At 38.7% G+C, this 16,902-nt stretch carries 16 protein-coding genes; 11 read left to right on the top strand and 5 right to left on the bottom strand.

The window, feature by feature from the left end; all coding sequences use genetic code 11:
* Positions 1-21: 21 nt before the first annotated feature.
* Complete coding sequence (locus ACTWPX_RS05995) at positions 22-1,248, top strand: aspartate kinase (RefSeq protein WP_443118905.1); 1,227 nt, start codon at positions 22-24, stop codon at positions 1,246-1,248.
* A 38-nt stretch (positions 1,249-1,286) separates the two neighbouring features.
* Here the strand turns inward: ACTWPX_RS05995 and ACTWPX_RS05990 are convergent, their stop codons facing one another.
* Positions 1,287-1,421 (bottom strand): hypothetical protein, encoded by a 135-nt coding sequence (locus tag ACTWPX_RS05990; RefSeq protein WP_443118904.1) that lies wholly within the window; start codon positions 1,419-1,421, stop codon positions 1,287-1,289.
* A gap of 373 nt (positions 1,422-1,794) precedes the next feature.
* On the opposite strand from ACTWPX_RS05990, the gene ACTWPX_RS05985 reads away from it, so the two are divergent.
* Positions 1,795-2,232 (top strand): RDD family protein, encoded by a 438-nt coding sequence (locus ACTWPX_RS05985; RefSeq protein WP_443119004.1) that lies wholly within the window; start codon positions 1,795-1,797, stop codon positions 2,230-2,232.
* A gap of 25 nt (positions 2,233-2,257) precedes the next feature.
* Here ACTWPX_RS05985 and ACTWPX_RS05980 read toward each other — a convergent pair whose 3' ends face one another.
* On the bottom strand, positions 2,258-2,554 hold the full coding sequence (locus ACTWPX_RS05980; RefSeq protein WP_443118903.1) for a hypothetical protein: 297 nt from the start codon (positions 2,552-2,554) through the stop codon (positions 2,258-2,260).
* The gene (locus ACTWPX_RS05975) at positions 2,551-2,712 is read right to left on the bottom strand and encodes a hypothetical protein (protein WP_443118902.1); all 162 of its coding nucleotides are present in this window, start codon (positions 2,710-2,712) and stop codon (positions 2,551-2,553) included. The genes ACTWPX_RS05980 and ACTWPX_RS05975 overlap by 4 nt, the downstream gene beginning before the upstream one ends.
* Positions 2,713-2,801: 89 nt before the next feature.
* On the opposite strand from ACTWPX_RS05975, the gene ACTWPX_RS05970 reads away from it, so the two are divergent.
* On the top strand, positions 2,802-3,014 hold the full coding sequence (locus ACTWPX_RS05970; RefSeq protein WP_443118901.1) for a hypothetical protein: 213 nt from the start codon (positions 2,802-2,804) through the stop codon (positions 3,012-3,014).
* 406 nt (positions 3,015-3,420) lie between these two features.
* Here ACTWPX_RS05970 and ACTWPX_RS05965 read toward each other — a convergent pair whose 3' ends face one another.
* Positions 3,421-3,939: a hypothetical protein gene (locus ACTWPX_RS05965; protein WP_443118900.1), complete on the bottom strand. Its 519-nt coding sequence runs from the start codon at positions 3,937-3,939 to the stop codon at positions 3,421-3,423.
* Between the two features lie 17 nt (positions 3,940-3,956).
* Positions 3,957-4,913: a hypothetical protein gene (locus ACTWPX_RS05960; RefSeq protein ID WP_443118899.1), complete on the bottom strand. Its 957-nt coding sequence runs from the start codon at positions 4,911-4,913 to the stop codon at positions 3,957-3,959.
* A gap of 345 nt (positions 4,914-5,258) precedes the next feature.
* On the opposite strand from ACTWPX_RS05960, the gene ACTWPX_RS05955 reads away from it, so the two are divergent.
* From ACTWPX_RS05955 to ACTWPX_RS05920, 8 genes are all read left to right on the top strand, one after another.
* Positions 5,259-6,455 (top strand): class I SAM-dependent rRNA methyltransferase, encoded by a 1,197-nt coding sequence (locus ACTWPX_RS05955; RefSeq protein ID WP_443118898.1) that lies wholly within the window; start codon positions 5,259-5,261, stop codon positions 6,453-6,455.
* 680 nt (positions 6,456-7,135) lie between these two features.
* Positions 7,136-9,661: an AAA family ATPase gene (locus ACTWPX_RS05950; RefSeq protein ID WP_443118896.1), complete on the top strand. Its 2,526-nt coding sequence runs from the start codon at positions 7,136-7,138 to the stop codon at positions 9,659-9,661.
* A gap of 1 nt (position 9,662) precedes the next feature.
* On the top strand, positions 9,663-10,694 hold the full coding sequence (locus ACTWPX_RS05945) for an McrC family protein (RefSeq protein WP_443118894.1): 1,032 nt from the start codon (positions 9,663-9,665) through the stop codon (positions 10,692-10,694).
* A 466-nt stretch (positions 10,695-11,160) separates the two neighbouring features.
* A complete protein-coding gene (locus ACTWPX_RS05940; protein ID WP_443118893.1) occupies positions 11,161-12,633 on the top strand; it encodes a Sau3AI family type II restriction endonuclease in 1,473 nt (490 codons plus the stop codon).
* 160 nt (positions 12,634-12,793) lie between these two features.
* Positions 12,794-14,092 (top strand): DNA (cytosine-5-)-methyltransferase, encoded by a 1,299-nt coding sequence (dcm, locus tag ACTWPX_RS05935; protein ID WP_443118892.1) that lies wholly within the window; start codon positions 12,794-12,796, stop codon positions 14,090-14,092.
* A gap of 205 nt (positions 14,093-14,297) precedes the next feature.
* The gene (locus ACTWPX_RS05930; RefSeq protein ID WP_443118891.1) at positions 14,298-14,723 is read left to right on the top strand and encodes a very short patch repair endonuclease; all 426 of its coding nucleotides are present in this window, start codon (positions 14,298-14,300) and stop codon (positions 14,721-14,723) included.
* Between the two features lie 696 nt (positions 14,724-15,419).
* A complete protein-coding gene (locus tag ACTWPX_RS05925) occupies positions 15,420-16,085 on the top strand; it encodes a hypothetical protein (RefSeq protein ID WP_443118890.1) in 666 nt (221 codons plus the stop codon).
* Positions 16,076-16,549: an endonuclease NucS domain-containing protein gene (locus tag ACTWPX_RS05920; RefSeq protein ID WP_443118889.1), complete on the top strand. Its 474-nt coding sequence runs from the start codon at positions 16,076-16,078 to the stop codon at positions 16,547-16,549. Before ACTWPX_RS05925 ends, ACTWPX_RS05920 begins: the two co-directional genes overlap by 10 nt.
* Positions 16,550-16,902: the final 353 nt, after the last annotated feature.

Here is a 16,902-nt window from a genome sequence, read left to right as displayed (position 1 = left end):
GTAAAGAAAGAGGGATTGTCAGTGGCTATTGTTGTACAGAAATATGGGGGCAGTTCATTAAGTACGACTGAAAAAATCCAAAACGTAACCGAACGTATAATAGAAGAAAAGGAAAAAGGGCAGCAAGTGGTCGTCGTCGTTTCCGCGATGGGGGACGCGACGAACCACCTCGTCCAATCGGCAAGAGACATCTCGCTCCACCCTGATGCAAGAGACATGGATTTACTGATTTCCACAGGCGAGCAAGTGACCAGTTCACTCATGTCCCTTGCTTTGAAGGAAAGAGGAGCGGATGCCATTTCAATGACAGGGTGGCAGGCAGGAATCCAAACGGAAGAATCCTTCGGCAATGCGGCCATCAGCTCCATCGATTTGACCCGCATCCAGCAACATTTGCAAAAAGGGAAAATCGTCGTCGTAGCAGGGTTTCAAGGATGTACATCATCAGGAGAAATATGTACGCTTGGACGAGGTGGATCCGATACGACAGCGGCAGCGCTGGCCGCAGAACTAAAGGCGATCCGCTGCGATATTTTCACTGATGTCGATGGTGTTTACACTGCAGACCCAAGGGTGATAAAAAACGCCAGGAAGCTTCCTTCCATGAACTATGAAGGGCTGCTCAACCTTGCAAAGATGGGAGCGAAAGTCATCCATCCAAGAGCAGTCCAGCATGCGAAAGAACATCGAGTCCCGCTGGTCGTCCGTTCGAGTTTCAACAAAGAAGAAGGGACGATCATTCATCATCGCCACTCTAATAGGGACACCAGCTCCGCCATCGGCCTTACATTCGAAGAGGGCCTCTCCCGAGTAAAATTATATAGCGCAGACGGTGAACCCCTCAAAAGCTCAGCCTTGCTTCAGCTTTTGAAGACGGAAGAAGTGGAAATCAAAGGGAAACAAGTAGAAACGGACGGTTCGTTCACAGTTATTTTGCGTAATGAAGACCTGTACCAGACGCTCTCATGTTTTAATAGAAACAAAGAAAAGATCGGCATCGGAAGAATGATCCATGGCACAGGTCTGGCTGCTGCCCATCTTGTTTTTACAGACGAACGATCCGCCCATCAGTTCAAGCGGCAGCTGAGGATACCACCCGCGCTAACTAATACTGATGTGTGGCCGTTTTCAAGCAGACCAGGTGTCTATAGTGTGCTGATTGATGAAAAACAAGCGGTGAGAACATGCCAAATCCTTCACGATTCATATGTAGAATCTTGCTTGGACTTAAAGGCTCACATAAATTGAAATTCTATTGGAAAAACCTTTTCACTCTTGAGTAGCTGTCAAAGTTTGTTGTTGCTTCTCACGAACCGCTTGTCGTGGATGCTTGCCGCGAGCACGGCCTTAGCTAACTTGGTCAAGAAAACCACTTGACTAAGTGGATCTTCGACTCGCGCTGTTCCCGCAGGCGTCACCACCGAACGCTCATCGTGGCATGAACATTGGCACATCTGAAAATCGCTATACCCATGCTTCTCCAGAAGAAATGCTGCGCAACCTCTCAAGTAATACGATTTACACAATAAAGGAAGGCATGAAAGTGAGATCCCAAAGAAGCTTATGGTGAAGTAAGAACTCCAGTGTTCCATAAATTATAAAAGAAGCCGAGTTGGACGATAAAATCGTCCAACTCGGCTTCTTTATTTGATGCATAACTCAAAATGTTGTAGTTCTTCAGTAGACTTGGGTAACCTCCACCTGTTTTCTTAGTTCATCTAGGTGAATAGGCAAACCAACCTATGCAAGAACCCATAGGATGCAATAAGCGAAAATTATTAATGTTAGGAGGGGATTCCAATAATAGCTGAACTACACGGCAAGTTTCTTGTCCAACGTTTTCTCGGAGCAGCATTGGAGATTTTGTTTGCGGGCGTGTTGGCGGCCATTTATACAGAGTTGAATGATACAGGCCGTGGATATCAACCGAACCCTATATTTTGGAAAACGTTCATCATGACACATCTGACGTTCTTACTCGTCATTCCACTGTTTTCAAATGGAAGAACGCTCGGGATGTTATTGACGAACCTGACTGTCACATCCAACAATGGGAAAAAGCTCAACTTTGCTCAAATCCTCGCAAGAGCCTTCTTAGGATTCGGTCCTGTCATCGTGTCAAATGGGCTATGGTATTTCATTTCTATTTTTATCAGTCTCACAGATGAGAAAGGGCGAGGATGGGGCGAACTCGTTTCCTATACGACGATCAAACAAAAAAACCCTCATTGAGTGCGGAATTTCCACCGTGCTTTTTTTATGTTAGAACTGCTTTTCTGCTTCGGAACAGTGAGAAACCGATGATAATGAAGGTCACTAAAATGAGGACCCACATCGCATCCCTGTAAACGGAAAAAGAGAGTGGATCAATAAATCTATGGTACATTTCTACAAGCAGCCAGCCGATTGGGTAAATCGGTGCCGCTTTTCCATAAGATGCATTCAAAATCTTTTTGCCTTCCTTAGTTTTTCCGGCTTTCCCAAAAGAGAATTGGAAAAAAATAAAGACAGCGAACAGGAAAAAGGGGATGAGTACGATTCCAAGCACCATCATTGGCGTTCTTCTCCTTTCGTCAACCTATCTTTAATGGATTGGTCAAAATAATCATCGACAGGATTGCTTCTTCCGAAATTCCGGAGTCCATTCCCAATAAAGTAACCAGCAAGAGCGATGCCGGCTGCCAAAATGACAAAATCCAAATGAATCTCCATCACTACTCCTCCGTTCATTGATTTGTTCCCTATTCTATACGCTTCTATATGGGTAAGGTTTCATTTTCTCCAGGGTTCGTTGTATTATAATGGAAAAAGATAGCATCGGACTTATCGGCTGGATACTTATCTGGGGACATAAAGCGAAAGTCATTTCTCCAGAATCTCTCGTCGATCAAGTGAGAGAAGAAGTTCAAGCGATGTACAAGCAAGGGGAGCGAATCAAAAGCATTCGTCTCTACCATTTGCATTTTTATTTTCCCCTATTTAGCGTTACGGTGAACCGTATCATAAGTAGATGAGGTTTTGGTGGGAAATAGGAAGCGGTTTAAAATAGTTGAAAGGTATTGTTATTGAAGAAAAAATAAGTCATTATTCGGGGTTAAAATAATGTTTCATTTTCCACATGTCCTTCCAATTTCTAAATTGAAACTATCGGCAAAACTCCACGCTAGAATAATAAAAAAATAAGAGAAAGATTTGGTCGTCGTAAAATTTCAAAAACAATGGAAATTAACGAACATTCCCCTCTAACAAGGAAGGCTAGTTAGAAGGTAAATATTGTTATAGACATTTATAAATCTGCTACCTATCATTAGATTATTAATAACTTCACTTTGATAAGGTATCACTGCTGTTATGATCATTAAGTTGTAATTTGAGTTATGTTTGAGTTAAATCTTTCATTCCCATTTTTAAATATCTTAATTACTTTCTTAATGCAGATGCATAAACATCATTTAACATTGTTATAACAAGGTTGAATAAACTCAGGAGTCCCAGAAATAGGATGTTAATATAAAGGACTTTAATGAATTCTATATATTCTGGTTTAAGCGGGAGTTTAATATAGGGACCAAATAGTGCTAGTAATCCTGTAATTAAAAACAACAAAGCTGTAAAAACAAAAGGCCCTAAAAAGTCTATCAAGGCCTGACCCGACTGGCCTTCCCCATTTTCATGATTTGCTAATCTCTTTAAATCTTCTTCACTAAATGCATTTTTTCCAGCAACAAATAAAGCTAGAGTTAACGTTAACCCTGTTGATGATACTGAAAAATAAGTTCCAATTCGAAATGACGAAAAGTCCATAAAATCAAGATAAAGAACCCCACCGAGTGTTACTAAAAGAAAAAGAACCCATACAAATATAAGATAGAAAGGCATTAGGTTTTTCTTTGATTTCCAAACCACTTTTAAAGGATTATTATAGAAATTTTCTCTCATAGGATTACTCTCCCTTCTTATGAACTTTCATCAATATGTCTTAATGTCTTAATCTTTTTATATATTTTTTCTCCTTTAGCCATTAGAGATTTTAAGTAACCCTGTTTCGCTTCATTCTCTAACATTTCTTGGACAGGCTCCTTTTTTAATGGTTTACCGTCTGCACCTATAAGCTTATACTCAGCTTCCTTTGCTTCTGCATTTTTTAAAATATTATATCTATCTAACGGTGGATTTCCGTTCGGATAAACTACAATATAGCTTATTTCATTGTATTCTCCATCCAAAGATATTGATTCATAAATGGGGTTAATATTAATTTTCCCTATATGCTTGTTTGCAGACTTACTTCCATTAACTAGGTCAACTAAAGCATATATATAGTTCTGGGCTGCTGTTTCAGATGAGCTTTCGACTAGTACATGTTCAGTATGAGGATTATAATAAGCTATTAAATTCAATGAGTTTAAAGCATTATCTTGTGGATATTTTTCTAGGTATAACTTTATTTTATGAAATTTCCTCAGATGTGTAATTCCTGTCCCTACTTTATTGTCTGATTCAATATTTGCATATATATCTACTTCTTCATCTGTAATTAATTCATAAGCTTTCATTATCCCTGGATATTTTCTTTCTAAAGCCCTTCTTTGATTCATACAGTTCTCATTTTGATTTAAAAAGTCTTGAGAATAATGAATATTATAATTTTTTTTAAACTGTAATAAAACTTGTTTATAATACTCATGTAATTTAACAGTTCTTTCTTCTAGGTCCATAAATAATTTTTGAAAGGTTTCCTCATCAATTTTTTCTGGAATCAATTCGTATAAACTTTTGTTTTCCTTTACATGTAATACATTCTCAAAAGCTAACGGTATCATTTTAAAAAGTAAATAGTTTACATCATTGCTTTTTTTATAATTTAATAAAACATCAGGTTGAATGTTCAGTTTAAAAACAATATAACTCACATCAACTCTCTCCCTTTTTAAACTTCCAGTATTGCCTAATTATAACAGTATTTTTCCTTTATCGACAAAAGTTTCCTAGCAAAATATTTAATATATAAGTCTTTATACCAAAAAGTCGTCATTTTTTTACAATGTAAAAGATATGTATTACCAATATAAGAGAGTGTTTAATTTAGCTTAATACTGATACTTAAATTTGGAGCGAAGAATCCACTTTCTTTTTAATACAGCTAAAAAACCTCATTTTAATAAATCACGGAGACCCTTACCACAAGTAAGAGTAAATAAAAAAGGGTGTTGATGTTACAATGAACAATACGACCAAACAATAGCAAGGATGACGATATGAGATACACAGCAAAATTAAAAGTAAAACCAAAATCCGTCAAAGATATAACCAACGGCTACCCGCTGATTTCCAAAGATGCCATCGAGAACAACGAGCAGAAAATCGAAGAAGGCAGTCTTGTACAATTAGTCGACAGCAGTAACAACTACATTGCCACAGGGTATTACGGCATTCAGAACAAAGGAATCGGCTGGGTGTTGAGTCGTAAAGAAAAAGAGAAGATCGATCAGACGTTTTTTGCGAAAAGAGTTCGTGAAGCCGTCGAGAAACGGGCGAAGTTTTATGCAATGGAAGATACGACTGCATTTCGTGTGTTCAACGGTGCTGGAGATGGCATCGGGGGCTTGACGATTGAATTCTTCGCTGGTTTTTATGTCGTGAACTGGTACAGTGAAGGGATTTATTCGTTCCGTGAAGAGATATACCAAGCATTGAATGACATCGCTGATCCGCGTGGCGTTTATGAGAAGCTGCGCTTTGATAAGAATGGTCAATATGTGGACCAGGATGATTATGTTTCCGGTGAAAAAGGTGAGTTCCCGCTAATCGTTTCGGAAAACGGGATGAGCTATGCCGTTGATTTGAATGATGGGGCCATGACCGGTATCTTCCTGGATCAGCGGAATGTCCGAAAATCTTTACGCGATCGCTATTCTGAAGGGAAAACTGTCTTGAACACTTTTTCTTACACAGGCGCGTTTTCTGTCGCAGCCGCTCTTGGTGGGGCGACGGAAACGACGAGTGTCGATTTAGCAAAACGCAGCTTACCTAAAACGATCGAACAATTTGCGGTGAACGGCATTGATTACGAATCGCAGGATATCAAAGTGATGAATGTATTTGATTACTTCAGGTATGCGGAACGTCATGCATTGAAATTCGATGTCGTTGTACTCGATCCCCCAAGCTTTGCCCGTACGAAGAAGAAGACATTCAGTACGTCCAAGGATTATACGAAGCTCGTCAAAGATACGCTGAAGATTACGAGTGATGGCGGGTTGATTGTTGCTTCAACCAATACTGCCAGCTTTAACATGAAGAAGTTCAAAACATTTATTGATAAAGCCTTTAAAGAGATGAAAAAGAAATACAAGATTGTGGAAGAGCATCAGTTACCAGAGGATTTCACAGTCCCGCACAACTTCCCTGAATTCAACTATTTAAAAGTCGTGTTTATTAAGGTATTGGACTAGAACAATCTGCAAAAAATACCTTTTTTAATAAAAATGTTCTTATTAGAGTGACCAAACCAGCAAGAATTCAAACCTTAGTGAAATTGCCTGCACCCACTCCATTACCACTTTAGTAGAGTGAGGGGGCAGGCAATTTTAAATCCGTTATATCCTCAGGCCATAAAAAGCGTGGGATAGTCAACATAGGTAGCGCAAATCTCGACAGGCATGCATGGAGTTGGCGCAGATATCGAACCAGGTCTCTATAAATCCTAAGGCGACATCTACTCCTGGGAACGCATCAGCAACTTAAGCGATGAGCTCGACTCAATTATATCCGATGATAATTCAGGGGGGTTCGGTTATAGAGAACCAATAATCGGCTAAAGGCTTATAGAGTTGGGAGGAATTGTGAATGGACGAAGATAGATAGGGTTCTTTTCCTATTAAGCTATTATTAGTAAGTATTGTACAACCTGTGTTGATAAAAAAGATTTTTAATTTTTTCTATGGATCCTGACTTACCCAATACGTATCCAAACAATGATGAATAGTCAATAGAAAGTATATCAATAAAATAAGGGACCTTTGTAAAGTTACCTCTTTACTAATATAGTATTCAAGAAATCTATCGAGATGTTTTTCTCTGAGACACCGGTAATTAAGGATGAAACGCCAATAATCAAAAGGAGATGAATGGTGTGCACAATTTAAAACAATCGGTTATTAAAGAAGCTGATTACCTCGAGATTGCTTATAAAAGATACTTGGCTTTCAAGGAAACTCCAGCATATGAGGAAGCATATAAATTAAAAATTTTGTCAGAGCTAAATGATTACTTACATACAAATTCGATTACTCCTGAATCAGTCGGGCACTTGGCAAGAAAGCTACAGAAAGAAAACCCCACTTCAGGTAGTTTTGTCCATTGGAGCAATACGGACGATTTGGCTAAGTTTGCAGAAGCAAATCCCGATGTAGTGTCAGAATTATGGAATCAACTCTATGATTCTTCTATTTCAATAGAAGACCGTATCTCCCAATTCAGGGCAAAGGGGAAAGCTTTTAACCCGACGATTTCATTAGGTGCTCCGTTATTCGGTTATTTGCTCGCTGCTTATGATCATACCCGCTATCCGTTATATAAAGAGGAAGTATATAAGGATCTGAAGAAAACCTATGGGATTGATACCAAATTTGGAACGGTCAGTAAAAATTATTCTGAGTATATAGCATTTGCTGAAGAGGTGCTGGTGCATCTCCAAAGAACTTACCTGGATTTAACGATGCTCGATGTCCAGGACTTTTTCTTTTGCAGCACTCAATATGACAAAATTATCGTAGAAAGCGCAGTGGAATACCTTTATGGAATGGCACAGGAACTGAACGCTTTCCGGGAAGACCCTTCTATGCTATTAGAATTTATAAAAAATATGGGACATGACTCACTAGAAGAGTTGAAGAAGGTATACCGGAACTCAGAGAAAGTGAACAAAATCAAGCTATTAGTGATAGAAAACATCCTGGATGGCAAGGACTTAACAGTCGAGGATTTAGAACAAATCAAAACGGAAGTGAAGGTGCAGTATGATACGAACATCCTTCATTCCTGGACAAACTTTACGATTTTGTTCCAATTGTTCTATCACCATAACAAAAAGAAAGTTAGGGAAGAACTGAGAAAGCTTCATGAAACAATCATTCAATTTGAAGAGTTGAAAGGGTTTGTTTTCACCAAAGGGAAAACGATGAATGACTTCAGCTGGAATCAAAATTTCGGCGGGTCAGGTACTTGGTTAGCTGTCTATGAAGAAAACTATAATTCCCATCGCTCAGCACCTCAGTTGTTCATCAGAGTCGACGAAAAAGGGATATTATATGGATTGATGTATGGTTCTGACCATGCGTATCATGGAAAGAATGATATTGACCATATGAAGGAGGTTTCTCAATTTAATTTTGAACAGTTTCGCCAGAAGATGGTAGAGGTGTCGTCTTCTCTGCAAAATATCCCCGGAAACGAAACAAGGATTAGTAAAGAAGAATGGATCGAATTACTTGAAGATAAGGAAATCTTTAAGGAAAAGGATAAAGTTTACTTATTCACATTGTTTGAATTAGGAGGCGAAGCATTTGATGATGAGTTGACGAAAGCACTTGGAGTCCACTCTACTACACTTTATACTCAGATGCTTGCTTTGGCCAAACGTATTCAGCATAAAATAGGTTTGCCGGTAACTCCTGAAAGTAGTAATGAAACTAGCTGTCTAAATTTTTTATTCGTTCGAGAAGACGATCAGGGTGGATGGAAATTGAAAGAAGAGCTGAAAGAAACTATAGCTATTCAATATGAAGAGAAAACAGTTCCAACGGAGTCTGTTGAAGTATATTCAACAGAAGATTTTCTTCAGGAAGTTTTCATGGAAGAACGAGAACACATCAATCTAACAAGCTTACTTCAATATAAGAAAAACATAATTCTGCAAGGACCACCCGGTGTCGGGAAGACCTTTGTATCGAAACGGCTTGCCTATTCCCTGATGGGAGAAAAAGATGATACAAAAGTTGAAATGGTGCAGTTCCACCAAACATACGCTTATGAAGATTTTGTAATGGGCTACCGGCCGGGCGATAATGGCTTTCAACTTGAAAACGGTATCTTTTATGAATTCTGTAAACGGGCAGAAGAAAATCCGGAAAAGGATTATTACTTCATCATTGATGAAATTAATCGTGGTAATTTATCCAAGATATTCGGTGAATTATTCATGTTGATTGAACGTGATAAGCGTGAGGAATATGTCACGATGAGTTATTCCAAGGAAAAGTTCACAGTACCAGGAAATGTTTATATGATAGGTACGATGAATACAGCAGATCGGTCTTTAGCACAGCTTGAAGTTGCTCTTCGGAGGCGATTTGCATTTTTTACGCTGGAACCTTCCTTTAATTATAAATGGCAACGTTTCATGAAGGCGAAAGGGTTATCCGATGAAATAATCGACCGTGTGTTAGTTACTGTAAATAGAATTAATGGGGAAATTCGTAATGACTTCCAGCTAGGCAGAGGGTACGAAATTGGTCACTCCTTCTTCACGACTCCGCTGCACGGAATCGAGGAGCGGGCATGGTTTGAAACCATCATGCAATTTGAAATCAAACCGTTATTGGAAGAATACTTTTTCGATCGTCCTGAAGTAGTGGACGAATTGTTAGAGGGTATTTAAGATGGAAATGAAATTAAAAGTACCAATACGCAATTTGTTTTGTCTTCTGAGCTATGCCAATAACATGCCTGAATTGATTCACAGCATGAGCGGTGTTGAGGAAGAACTAATCACTTATGACTTTCTGGCAAAGCGTTTTAACCGAGAAGCAAAACACTTATTGAGTAGAGGTCTAGTAAAAGGTTATGTAAGCAGGGGTGAAGAGACAAATCGGCTGGGGGGCCGGATGCTGATGGGAGATTCGATGTCCTATATATTGGAGAAAAAGCCACTGGTAGTCTGCGAGAAAGACGAGTATTCACGTGATATTTTACTAAATCAGATTATGAAAATTACCCTTGAAGGAATTTATGGAAACCGGCTGGTGAAGGAAGAGACGAGAAAAGAAAGTTACCTTCTTTGGGAGCAGCTTCCTGATGTCTCAATGATTCCCTTCAGAAAAGAAACATTCATCCGGTTACGTTTTAATCGTTTGAACTTTCCTTACAAGTCCATGATTCATATTGCACAACTGCTGTATGAACTGAAGTTGCTTTCCCATAAAAGTGGAGGGTGGAGTCTATTCAATGCTAAGTTAGACGACGCAGCCATGAACCGACTTTTTGAAGAATTCTTGCTTCGTTTTTATCAGATTGAACAGAGTCAGTACCGTGTTCAATCTGAGAGATTGCAATGGAAGTTGGAAGGTGACCAGGCTCTATTGCCTGGTATGAAGACGGATGTATCGATGACGAATAAGGATGGGCAGGAAAAGATCATTATCGATGCGAAGTTCTATAAGAGTATGTTCCAGCAAAATTTTGAAAAGGCCTCCTACCACAGCCATAATATGTATCAAATGTTCACCTATTTAATGCATCAGCCACAGGATATGAAACTAAGAGGGATATTGATTTATCCATACAATAGTTACTTAGTAAATGAGACTTATCAATGGGATGAAAACATCACTATGGAGATAGTCAGCATTAATCTGAATGATTCTTGGAGTGAGATTTATCACACACTAAAGCGCTTGATAGGTAGGGAATAAAGACCGAGATACCTCACGGTCGCTAACCCTTAGCGCGTTAACACTTTAACGAAGCGGGGGTAAGGCCCTGATATTGCGCATTCACTCGTGAATTGAAATTCCTCGCATGTGAACACAACATCCCGTTCTTTCCCCAATCTCAACTCTCCCAAAGCGTTGAGCATCCAAGAACAGATGTCCTTGATATCGGAATTGAGGGAAGTTGGCAACATTGAACAGGACACCGATATCATCAGATTTTGTGCCTAGATGATTATTAATCGCACGAAGGCAGTGATGTGATGGAGGTGGTGTTTAGGAAGCAAAGGAATTGCCGGGTGGGGACGGTGAGACCGCGATTCAGAAAGGAGTCCGGACTCAAGGAAAAAGTAACCAGGATTTAGAGAATCCAGCTACTTCTTACAAATCATTCCTTAAAATGTAAAACCATTTAATGTATAATCGAACTACGACTTTTGTGGGGGTGATGAATATTAACTATGATGAAAGAGATCCTGTAAGTATAAAAAAATATGGTGAAAAACTGATAGGAAGTACTTTCACTGATGTTATCAGGGAAGCGGAAATATCATATGAATTGAAACAAGAGACCGTAGAAAAAGTGAATAAACCTGGTTACAAGGGCGGGGTCGGGCATTTGATCGAGAAATACCACTTCGGGTACGAATTGAATAGTAATCAGGAAGCCGACTTTCCTGAAGCTGGTGTAGAGTTGAAAGTGACACCTTATGAAATAGGTAAGAGAGGTGGCTACTCAGCAGGAGAACGATTAGTCATTTCGATGATCAGCTATGAGAAACCCGTAGAAAAAGACTTTTATTTGTCCCATTTACACAACAAACTCAACCTCTCTCTATTAATTCATTATTTGCGTAATCGTTCACTTCCAAGGACGGCTTATCCGATAGACTATGTGACACTCTTTTCGCCCCCAGAGGAAGACATGAAAATCATTGAACAGGACTATGAAAAAATCATTTCGAAAGTAAAAGATGGCAGAGCACATGAATTGTCTGAGGGGGATACGATGTACTTGGGAGCTTGTACGAAAGGCTCCAACGCTGAAAAAAGTACAGTCCCTCAGAAATATTATGCCCAAGAATTAAAAGCCAGGAAGCGTGCGTTCTGCTTCAAACAATCTTATATGACACACGTATTGAACAAATATGTTTTAAAGAAGATAGATACATATGAATCGATTCTGAACGATACACAAGACCTCGAGGAACAGTCATTCGAAGATCTCATCGTCGATAGGATAAATGCCCATCGTGGAAAGACTGATGAAAAATTGATGAAGGAATTCGGATTGAATTCGCGTTCCAAACGTTTATGGAGCTCATTGGCATATCGTATGTTGGGTGTCAAGTCCAACAACAGTGCAGAAGAGTTCGAGAAAGCCAACATTGAAGTGAAAGCCATCCGTATAGAGGAAAATAAAAGTATGAGGGAGAGTATTTCGTTTCCCTCTATCAGTTTTAAAGAATTCGCATACCAAGAATGGGAAGAATCTGATTTCTTCAATGACTTGAGTTCAAAACGCTATCTGTTCGTGGTTTTCAAAAAGAAAGGTGACAAGTATGTGTTGAAAGGGTCGCAGCTATGGAACATAAGTAATGAAGATTTGGAATCAGCACGTGATGGTTGGATGAAAATCCAAGAAGTAGTTCGACAGGGGATCCATCTTGAAAAGAAGCATTCAAAAAATGGGAAGACATTCTCGATTGAAAACAACTTCCCGGAAAAAAGCGCTAACCGTGTAATTCACATACGTCCGCACGCCAGTAAGAGGTATTACGAATTAGGTGATGGTGAAATAATCGGAAAAGATCGTAAGTGCGGGGACGAGCTTCCCGATGGCAGAGTAATGACCAAACAATCTTTCTGGTTGAACAACACTTATATCCTTAATCAGCTGGATGATGATTTGAAAGAATAATTTCTTGACTGGAATGAATCCATTTTTTACTTCGATCAGAAGATGGTAATAGTCTACTTATCTATGATAAAATATTCTTTTGAACGACAGGATTTGATCTTTACAGACATTTCAATTATAATGTATAATTAGATAAAAAACCGAAAGGATGTTCGGTGTTATGGACGTAGTAGAACTATTCGCCGGTGTCGGCGGCTTCAGGATAGGATTGGAAAAAGCCAGTCACGAATTCAATACAGTATGGGCGAATCAGTGGGAACCATCAACGAAATCACAACCAGCGTTCGAATGCTACACGAACCGATTTCATTCAGGTGAGCATTCCAACGAGGATATAGCAGAAGTTTGGCCACAAGTACCAGAGCATGATTTACTCGTAGGTGGGTTTCCTTGCCAGGATTACTCAGTAGCACGGACTTTGTCAGGGGAGAGCGGCATCCAAGGTAAGAAGGGTGTTCTTTTCTGGCAAATCATGAATATCGTCCAATCCCGTAAACCGAAGTATTTGCTTCTGGAGAACGTCGATCGTCTCTTGAAATCCCCCTCTAAGCAGAGAGGACGTGATTTTTCTGTCATGCTCGCCAGTTTGCGGGATGAGGGATATTATGTGGAGTGGAGAGTCATCAATGCGGCGGATTACGGGTTCGCACAGAGAAGACGACGAGTCTTCATCTTCGCCTTCCACAAATCGACTTTGATAGCACAACGGATTCAGAATGAAGGGTCGGAGGATATCCTTCATTCAAAAGGGTTCTTCGTGAAGCAATTCCCTGTGAAAGAAGAACACAATCATCGCCATCCTGATCAAGCAGCGTTACTTCCGGAAGACATTGTGGAAGTGTCCGATCACTTCTCACTTCCTTACAAGAACAGCGGTATTTTGGTTGGCAGTGATATCTACAGTGCTGAACTCATTCCTGATTCGGGGGTTTCCCCGGTCACATTGGGGGAAATTCTCAAGAAAGCTGATGCGATTCAGGGCGAAGTAGACGAAAAGTATTATCTGAAGCATGACAATGAAAATAAAAAAGGTCGTTCTGATTTCAAAGAGATGAAGTACCAGAAAGGCGCTAAAAAAGAGAAAAGGACCTCTCAGACTGGACATGAGTATTATTATACGGAAGGTGGCATGGCGTTCCCGGAGAACCTGGATGCTCCTAGCCGTACTATGCTTACCAGTGAAGGGACCAAAAACCGAAGTTCCCATGTCGTAGAGGACTTGAATACCGGAAGAATCCGCTTCATCACTCCGCTCGAAGCGGAACTGCTTAATGGATTCCCACCTAACTGGACAGAAGGTTTCATGCCCGAAAGGACAAGGTATTTCTGTATGGGTAATGCCTTGGTTACCGGGATCATTGAAAAAATCGGGCATGAAATCCTCAAACTTCATAAAGAAGAAGAAGAAGAGAATCATGCTTCACAACTAGATTTATTTGAAACGGGAGTCGATCGCTGAGTGCGATCGACTTTTTTATGCTAAAGACAAAATGGGGAAATATTGTATCTATCCTTTCGGTCAATTACTCAACAAAAAAGTCGATTGTTTCTTCTGCAAGGCTATTCTTTAACAGCATCCTAAGTATGGTTATTATATGAATATGAATGTTATAGGATGAATCAAACGGGAATATGATAAGCAAGTGTATGAAAGGAGTGATATTTTGGCTGACATCATGACCTCTGAGCAGCGGAAAAGGACGATGAGTAGAATAAAAGCACGTTCTAGATTAGAAGATAAAGTGAGTAAAGCATTATGGAACAAAGGTTATCGGTTCAGGAAAAATGTAAGTAAACTCAGAGGTACGCCTGATATAGTCATCCAAAAGTACAAAGTAGTAATTTTCATTGATTCATGTTATTGGCATGCTTGTCCTGTACACGGTACTATCCCTAAATCAAATACGAAGTTCTGGAGAGATAAATTCGAGAGGAACAAGCAACGGGATCAACGCGATAACCAATTTTACAAGGAGAAGGACTGGCATATTTTGCGAGTATGGGAGCATGACTTGAAAAAAGGGGAATTTGAGGAGACGGTAGAAAGAATAGCAGATTTCATAGATAAGGCTAAAGAGAAGGAAAAGTAGGAATTGGACCCTTCTCTTTTTAGTGTGGAAAATCATAGATTATCTGTTTCCGAACGGATTTCATCCTTCTGAGTATCTTGATGCTCATTTGAAGCCATTCGTGAATTGTAGCAGAGAATCGATAGTACTATCTGAGTTATTTAAATCATTTTGAAAGGTTATATGAATTGAATCATCACCTGCATTAATATTCGGGGTAGTGGAGTAAAACAATCTCTTTATCGGTTCATAGGAGCCGATTACATAGTATTTGAACACTGAAAGGAAGTCTTGGCGTTGAAGTGGATTGCATTTAGCAGATTTAATTATTTATTAAGGGAATTCGAATACACTACTGAATGGTATATTGGTCTTTTTTCTAACTGAAGAGTGGGAGATTTATTGGATTACGTTGGAAATCTGGATTGTGATTAATTATTGGTGAAAAAATTATGTTAACCCTTTTTAAGGTGGAATTATCAGATTGTTCCCTTCGTTCACATTTGCAACTTATCCGAAGAAAATAATCTATATTTCCTCCTCCTGCTTTTTATTTTTTGATATCATTATAGATGAACACACAATAACTAGTAGTGTAAAGTCAGATTACTCATGGTAGACCAGCTAAGTCAAAAGACTTATGTTAAAGAATTGACATATATTGCTTTGTTTAACCACTACTTAGGTTTAAAGTCAAATTTATAAGGAAGATAGGTAATGGCGGGCTACATTTTTAACCTTGATAGTGAGGACTCCTTAAGAAGTATAATTGATACGGGTGTTTATAGCACCAAATTAAATGTTCCTAAAAATGGAATTTGGAATATACCAATTGAAGGCACATTTGCTGACTATTTAAGTATGAAGAATGGTGATAATGTTTACTTTTTTTTGAATAGAAAAGTATATGGTATTGGAAAATTAATTAATATAGGAATTGATTGTAAATATTTAAATTTTCCAGAAGCAGATTTCCCTTCCGGAGTAGATTATAAATCCATAAGAAAACATCTTCTCTTAGATAATGGAGTAGAAAGTGTGAATAACAGGTTTATATGCACCTTTGAACCTTCTCCATATTTCTTCAGTACGGGAATCGATATGGATGATGTACTAGCTTCTAATCCAAAAAGTTTTCGGATGTTGAGGGCGTTCTGGAAGTTATCATTCTTAAAGGTTGATGATGAAGAGAACCGTGCATTAAAAGATATAATCTTAAAAAGGAACGAAGAATACCTAGTAAATAAAGGTGGAAAGTACACTTCTACGGTGTCGCTCCACTCTGAAATCAGCAAAAAAATAAATAGAAAATACAATATAACATCATCGAATATCTTGGATATATCCTCGAAAGATACATTTATAAAGATGAAATGGCAATAGAAGCTGGTATTATTGATTTATTAACAAAAAGAGAGGAAAATGTTTTTGGAGAATGGGATTATATATCTCATCAAATAATTGCTTCACCATTTAAACCCATTGATTATATGGATAAAATGGATATATTCGGGTATAAATTCATTTCGGGTTATTCTACTATTTCAAGGTATTTAATAATAGAAATTAAGAAAGACAAAGGTACTATAAATGCTGTAGAACAACTTATGAAATACGTCGATTGGGTTAATCAAGAATACTCATTCGGTGATTATTCAATGATTAACGCTTTTCTTGTTGCGCATAATATACCAAAGGAAGTTATTGATTTCAGAAACAATCATGGGAAAAGAAATTATATAAAAGATCGTAGACCAGCGGTCCCTTCTGAATGGAACAACATAAGGCTAATTGAATACAGCTTTGATAAAATTAATAAGAAGTTGAAATTCAATGAAGTGAATTAGGACTCACACACTTCACTTCTTTGAGATTGTTAAAACAAAACTAGGCAACTTGTGAAAGTGCCTGACCCCCACTCTGCTAAAAAGATAATGCGGTGGGGGTCAGGCACTTTTTAACAATTTATTGGTAAATCCTTCATAAATAGGAGGTTTTTGTATTGTCCTGTCGAAAAGAGACGATTGAAGGGAGAAGTGGAAATATGGAGTTATCATGATTTATCTATATGATTATTCTATTCAGAATGGATATGAAAACATTTGGCTTCCTGGATGATGGGTTATTCCAATAAAACCCAAATCTAATCTCCGCGATATAATGTAACTGCATGAATTTTAAGTATGTTAAATATCCTGTG

This window comes from Halobacillus sp. H74, assembly GCF_052246715.1.
GTDB lineage: Bacteria > Bacillota > Bacilli > Bacillales > Halobacillaceae > Halobacillus > Halobacillus litoralis_A.
The sequence above is the reverse complement of the archived record's forward strand: the minus strand, read 5'-3'. Positions and strand labels throughout refer to the sequence as shown.